The organism is Thermotalea metallivorans, assembly GCF_001562415.1.
Taxonomy (GTDB): domain Bacteria; phylum Bacillota; class Clostridia; order Peptostreptococcales; family Thermotaleaceae; genus Thermotalea; species Thermotalea metallivorans.
In genome coordinates this window covers 1-5,533 of the sequence record NZ_LOEE01000082.1, presented here as the reverse complement: position 1 = coordinate 5,533, position 5,533 = coordinate 1, and the positions used below count along the sequence as shown (strand labels likewise).

9 protein-coding genes are annotated in these 5,533 nt (G+C 34.1%); 7 read left to right on the top strand and 2 right to left on the bottom strand.

The window, feature by feature from the left end; genetic code table 11:
* The 7 genes from AN619_RS14775 to AN619_RS14740 form a co-directional block, all read left to right on the top strand.
* The coding region (locus AN619_RS14775; RefSeq protein ID WP_157064892.1) for an IS3 family transposase at positions 1–210 on the top strand (210 nt) is incomplete at its 5' end.
* Between the two features lie 289 nt (positions 211–499).
* Complete coding sequence (locus AN619_RS14770; protein ID WP_068558038.1) at positions 500–682, top strand: DUF6199 family natural product biosynthesis protein; 183 nt, start codon at positions 500–502, stop codon at positions 680–682.
* A gap of 226 nt (positions 683–908) precedes the next feature.
* Entirely contained in the window at positions 909–1,223 is a 315-nt protein-coding gene (locus AN619_RS14760) for a hypothetical protein (protein WP_068558036.1), read from the top strand.
* 74 nt (positions 1,224–1,297) lie between these two features.
* Positions 1,298–2,038 (top strand): class I SAM-dependent methyltransferase, encoded by a 741-nt coding sequence (locus AN619_RS14755; RefSeq protein ID WP_068558035.1) that lies wholly within the window; start codon positions 1,298–1,300, stop codon positions 2,036–2,038.
* A gap of 6 nt (positions 2,039–2,044) precedes the next feature.
* On the top strand, positions 2,045–2,896 hold the full coding sequence (locus AN619_RS14750) for a nucleotidyltransferase domain-containing protein (protein ID WP_242867421.1): 852 nt from the start codon (positions 2,045–2,047) through the stop codon (positions 2,894–2,896).
* Between the two features lie 67 nt (positions 2,897–2,963).
* Positions 2,964–3,350 carry a VOC family protein gene (locus AN619_RS14745; RefSeq protein WP_058486962.1) on the top strand — a complete coding sequence of 129 codons (387 nt, stop codon included), beginning with the start codon at positions 2,964–2,966 and terminating at the stop codon, positions 3,348–3,350.
* A gap of 62 nt (positions 3,351–3,412) precedes the next feature.
* Positions 3,413–3,769, top strand: a complete 357-nt coding sequence (locus tag AN619_RS14740) for a hypothetical protein (protein WP_068558034.1) — start codon at positions 3,413–3,415, stop codon at positions 3,767–3,769.
* A 277-nt stretch (positions 3,770–4,046) separates the two neighbouring features.
* Here AN619_RS14740 and AN619_RS14735 read toward each other — a convergent pair whose 3' ends face one another.
* Both AN619_RS14735 and AN619_RS14730 read right to left on the bottom strand, forming a co-directional pair.
* Positions 4,047–4,616 carry a Uma2 family endonuclease gene (locus AN619_RS14735; protein WP_068558033.1) on the bottom strand — a complete coding sequence of 190 codons (570 nt, stop codon included), beginning with the start codon at positions 4,614–4,616 and terminating at the stop codon, positions 4,047–4,049.
* A 108-nt stretch (positions 4,617–4,724) separates the two neighbouring features.
* A complete protein-coding gene (locus tag AN619_RS14730; protein ID WP_083525175.1) occupies positions 4,725–5,132 on the bottom strand; it encodes a four helix bundle protein in 408 nt (135 codons plus the stop codon).
* Positions 5,133–5,533 lie beyond the last annotated feature (401 nt).

Genomic DNA, 5,533 nt, shown 5'->3' with positions numbered 1-5,533 from the left:
AAGGGGTGTCCCTATGACAATGCCAGTATAGAAAGCTTTCATGCAATATTAAAGAAAGAATGTGTATACCTGAATACATTCATAGATCATGAACATGCAAAATCAGTATTATTTCAGTATATAGAAGGGTTTTATAATAGAAAACGAATCCATTCATCAATTGATTATATGACCCCAGAGCAATATGAGAATATGTGTAGAGCAGCATAGCTTGCTTTAGATTTTAAGCCTGAGGGAATACTAGCCAACCCGTAGGGCTTGCCCTTGATAAACTAATGAATAAATGCTAAAATAGCTTGTTCCGAAGGCTGTATATAGCTTGCTTTGAGTTTATCGCCTTCGGGTAAAAGCCAGGGTGCATTTATGAATAGTTTGTCAAGGGTGGCGGTAGTTGAAATAAAAAACTTAAATTTGTGTCCAAACTATTGACATAGATCCAGTTATGTTATATTAAGGTCATAATAGTATTATAGTGCGAAATAATGAAGGAGAACATTATATGATGATATTGTTGAGCATTTTTATTTTAATTATAGGGATTATCATGTTGATTAGTCCAGATACATGGTGGCAAATTACAGAATCATGGAAATCATATGCCGCAGCAGAACCTTCAGATTTTTATATAAAAATAACTCGTGTTGTAGGCGGTTTTTTTCAATTGTTGGAGTTGGCGGCATAATAGTTTTTTTGTTATTACCATAAATATATGGAAAATTATAATGCTGTGAAAAATGATTTTAATGAAATACCAGAACTTGATGACCCGAAATGGAATCATAATAACTGTTATTTCAAACAATTCATGAAACTTATCTTAGATAATGTTAATACTTACCTTAACATCGGCTGCGGTAAAGGTGAACTCTCATTTATGCTGTCCAAAAAATCTAAAAGGGGGATATGTTATGATTGGTTTGCTTAATCTTGGTAGCCTAGTGCTTGGAGTAGTTGCCTGGATACTTCCTGTTGTCAATCTTATGCGATATAAGAATCAGGGCAACAGAAATTGGGCTTTTCTTTCTATTATGAGCATTAGCGCTTGTGCTATTTCACTATGTTTACAGATTCTTTATGGCTACCATCTAGTAAAGATTGAGGACTGGTCTGCTCTTATGGACACTACTGGTGCTGTGGCGTTTGCCGCTATTATTCTTCTCACTGTTACTATCATATTAAATGCAATTACTCTGATTGCATATCGAGACAAAACGTCAAAGTAGGAGGATAGGGTGTTTTTGTTTGCATATAACTTGAAATGAAAAGAAGAACAAATAGATAGAAAGGGAAATTTATAATGAAACAAAACAAATACGATGATGACACCTTTTTTAATAAATATAGTAATATGGATAGGTCGAAAAATGGTCTTGAAGGTGCGGGGGAGTGGCATGAACTGAAAAATATGCTGCCTGACTTCAAAGATAAAAGGGTTTTGGATTTAGGCTGCGGGTTTGGATGGCATTGTCGCTATGCTGTAGAGAACGGTGCCAGGTCAGTAATTGGAATTGATATTTCACAAAAAATGTTAAGTGAAGCAAAGAGTAAAACAAAGTGTGGAAATATCGAGTATATCTGTATGCCAATAGAAGACATAGATTTTCCTGAAGAATCCTTTGATGTTGTTATCAGTTCCCTGGCGCTTCACTATATTAAATCCTTTGAGGATGTTTTAGATAGAGTATATAAATGCCTTTCAAGGGGTGGAGATTTTATATTTTCTGTAGAGCATCCCATTTTTACTGCCCAAGGCCCTCAGGATTGGTATTATGATGATAAGGGCAATATTCTGCATTGGCCAGTTGACCATTATTTCACAGAAGGCATTCGCAATGCTAAATTTCTAGGTGAGGAAGTTATTAAATATCATCGGACACTTACTACATACTTAAACAGTCTCATAAAAATAGGTTTTGAAATAACAGGGGTTTTTGAACCAAAGCCAGAAGAAAATTTGCTCAACAGAGTACCTGGGATGCGGGATGAACTGCGCCGGCCGATGATGCTACTTGTGTCAGCAAGAAAGAAGTTATATTAGAACAAAATGAAGGCGGAGGTGAAGTGCTGCGATGGTAGAAAATATTTTGAATCAAATCAGCAGAGAATTGGAAGGCATACCAGGCATTATAGGTGTAGTTTTAGGAGAGCAAGAGGTACCCATCATGAAAAGTCCGACATAGATATTGGAATATACTATGATGAAACAGAGGGCTTTGATATCAGAGAATTAGGCAAGGTTGCTGCAAAACTAGATGATGAGCATAGAGAAAATTTAATTACGCAAATAGGTGGGTGGGGTCCTTGGGTAAATGCAGGTGGATGGCTTGTTATTCAAGAATATCATGTAGATTTTATATTACGTGACATAAAAAGGGTGTCTCAGGTTATTGATGATTGTTTGGCAGGAAAAGTATCTGCTCATTACCAAACTGGTCATCCCCATGCATATTTAAATGTAATGTATATGGGCGAAATTTCCGTTTGCAAAATACTTGTTGACCCTAGGGGCAAAATTTCAGAATTAAAATCCAGAACCAAGCCATATCCTCAAACTTTAAAAGATGCAATAGTTCAATATTTTATGTTTGAGGCCTCCTTTTCCTTAATGTTTGCTGAGGATAATGTCGATAAGGATGACATTTATTATGTATGTGGACATTGTTTCAGAAGTATTTCCTGCTTAAATCAAGTTTTATTTGCTTTGAATGAAGAATACTGCATTAATGAGAAAAAAGCGGTCAGAACGATTGATGGCTTTATTATAAAGCCCAAGGATTATAAAAATAGAATAGATGAGATTATTACATTACTTTCCGCTGATAGAGATACTACAAGAGAAGGGATAAATATGCTTAAGGAACTTATTTCTGAAACAGAAATCCTTCTTGTTAAGTAATAAAATCATTTTGTATAGAACTTATATTACGAACTACAAACAAGAAATTAAGAAGGAGGAACTTATAATGAAAGCAGAGATTAACCTTATTACAATTTGGACAGATAAAATTGACAGGATGAGAAATTTTTATAATCAAGTCCTTGGATTTAGAATTAAAAATGACCTTGGCAATTATGTTGAATTTGAAAATAATGGAGTAAGATTTGCTATATGTATGAGAAATGTTATGTATTCATATAGTGATGAGTATAGGAAAAAAGTAGTTGGTCAGGCTTTTGAATTGGCCTTTCCATGTGAAAATCCTGATGATGTAGATGAAGCATTTAAAAAGTTAGTTACGATGGGAGCAACTCCTGTTCATCAACCTCAAAATATGCCCTGGAATCAAAGAACAGCATTATTTGCAGACCCAGATGGCAATATACATGAAATTTTTGCAGAGATTATTTAGGTCAAAACTTTCTATAGAAATATGTATTAAGAGGTTATACATACTTGTGTGGGGGTAATAGTTTGGCAAAGCATGAGTTTGGAATAATAGATTCCTTTGAAGAAAACAAATGGTATAGTGACTATGAACCTGAAAAATATAATTGTATTTCTATCAACGACGATTTAATAGAAGAATTAATTATAAAATATAATGAAGAATTAATGGCAATAAAGACATATTTTCAGGTTACATCGCAGCCAGGTACTGGATTAGATTATTGCGGTGTAACGCTTATCCCTCCAGAATCCCTCAAACAATTCAGGGATATTATTATAAAGGCAAATAATCACTTCAAGGCAAAAGAACTTCAACTTCTCACTGAAAAAATAACTGAGGCTATAACAGGGAACAAATATTTAATTCACTATGGGATATAATAACATTGTTCTCCAAAACCCTTAATCCTCAAAACTTATCCCTATTTGAGGGCATTTAATGTACGTTACGGGAATTTCATATTAGTTAATGAATTAATGTATTAAAAGATTATTAGTCGATAAATGAGACTATAATTTTGCTTTATAGCAAAGCGTCTTTAATATTTATTTTGATGTATACGTTGATAAAAGCATTCTTTCCACAAAGAATTTGGATACTTAAGTGAGATGAATTATTTGGATAGTTGGTAAATGACACTTAAGTATGACGGATGGATTAGTTATTATTACTTGGGAAAATTTCTTCTAAGTAAATCTTAAGTTCATTAAAGGTTTGAGATACTGCATAATCATCACCTTTATAAATAGCAGCCTGTTTGTATTCATCTTCCTCAAATATGTATACTTCAATAGTTTTAAGTTTTGGATTTATCATCCAATATTCATTTATGCCAAATTCCATATAAGTACTGTATTTTTTAACTCTGTCATGGCTTTCATTTGATGGAGCGATAATTTCCATGATTAGGTCAGGCACACCATAATATGCATTTTTCTTTAATCCTGCCTTATCAGAGATTACCATCAAGTCAGGTTGAACTTTTATTTTGGTAGTTTTTTCTTTATTTGTTAACCATACATCCAGTGGGGAGATAAATACCTCGCAAGATTTGCCCCTAAAATAATTCCTGAATTCTGCTGCGATGTTTAATAAAACCCGTTGGTGTTCTACTGACGGAGATTCAAGGTAAACTACTTCACCATCAAAATATTCTAATCTATGTTCGTTCTCTTTATCCATCTGCAAAAACTCTTCAAGGCTTAGAATTTTCTTTTCAGGAGTCATATTTTCACTTCCTTTCCAAGGATATTTTACGATATCCATTAGTGATGATACAAGGGGTTAAAGGATTAAGGCTTAAAGGGTTTAGGAATAAGTAAATACATTTTAATTCTACCAATTAGTAGCAGCATCAGATTCATTATCTGAGTTAGATTTTAGCACTTTTATGTAACCAAATAACATTTTGATAATTTCAATCAACTTTTTATCAAAAGCATCATATTGTTCCCTATTGATATAGTCATTTTGATAGGCAGTAAGAAGATGATTTCTACATTCTCCTGCACTGCCAAGAGCGCTGTTGGCGTGGAAGAGTTCCCTTTTTACGAATAATTGGGTATTTCCCTCAGCAATATTTGCCCCAATACTGCGACTGGCTCTAATTAATTGGTCTGTAAGCCTATATTGTTCATGGCTTGGAAAGCCTTTAACCAATTCCCCTATCTCCTGCTCCAATGCATTCGCCTTCTGCCAAACCTTAAGCGTCCTAAAATCCTTTATTACTAAACTTTCACTCAAAAAGTTCATCCTTTCAATTTTGATTTTACATATTATACGGATTGTTAGGTGAAAGTCAATTTTTAATGATAGAATTTTTGTAAAGTAATCCTTGAAAGGTAAAAGGGTTAAGGATTTATATTATACATATTAACCTCCATTCCGCCGCTACCGCCGGCGGCACAAATAGTAATGAAAAAATGGTGCGCGGTTTTCACCAATTTGTTATGATTGATTTGAGGAGAAGATACACTACAAAGCACGGTGAGGTGAGTCGTAGACTGCTCTTCTCAGCTTAAATCAGTATATTAACCAGTGTAAGAATCACCTTTCAAGCACAAATGAGTGGATCTATAAGACCGCAAGCTAATCATTGCTTTAGCTTCTCGTTAAATGTGTGGTGATTCAGTCAATGTCTTCCT

What these genes read in the sequence shown, in the direction of transcription:
- AN619_RS14770 (WP_068558038.1), top strand. Translation starts at nt 500, where the DNA reads ATGATGATATTGTTGAGCATTTTTATTTTAATTATAGGGATTATCATG.
- AN619_RS14735 (WP_068558033.1), bottom strand. Translation starts at nt 4,616, where the DNA reads ATGACTCCTGAAAAGAAAATTCTAAGCCTTGAAGAGTTTTTGCAGATG.
- AN619_RS14755 (WP_068558035.1), top strand. Translation starts at nt 1,298, where the DNA reads ATGAAACAAAACAAATACGATGATGACACCTTTTTTAATAAATATAGT.
- AN619_RS14750 (WP_242867421.1), top strand. Translation starts at nt 2,045, where the DNA reads ATGAAGGCGGAGGTGAAGTGCTGCGATGGTAGAAAATATTTTGAATCA.
- AN619_RS14760 (WP_068558036.1), top strand. Translation starts at nt 909, where the DNA reads ATGATTGGTTTGCTTAATCTTGGTAGCCTAGTGCTTGGAGTAGTTGCC.
- AN619_RS14745 (WP_058486962.1), top strand. Translation starts at nt 2,964, where the DNA reads ATGAAAGCAGAGATTAACCTTATTACAATTTGGACAGATAAAATTGAC.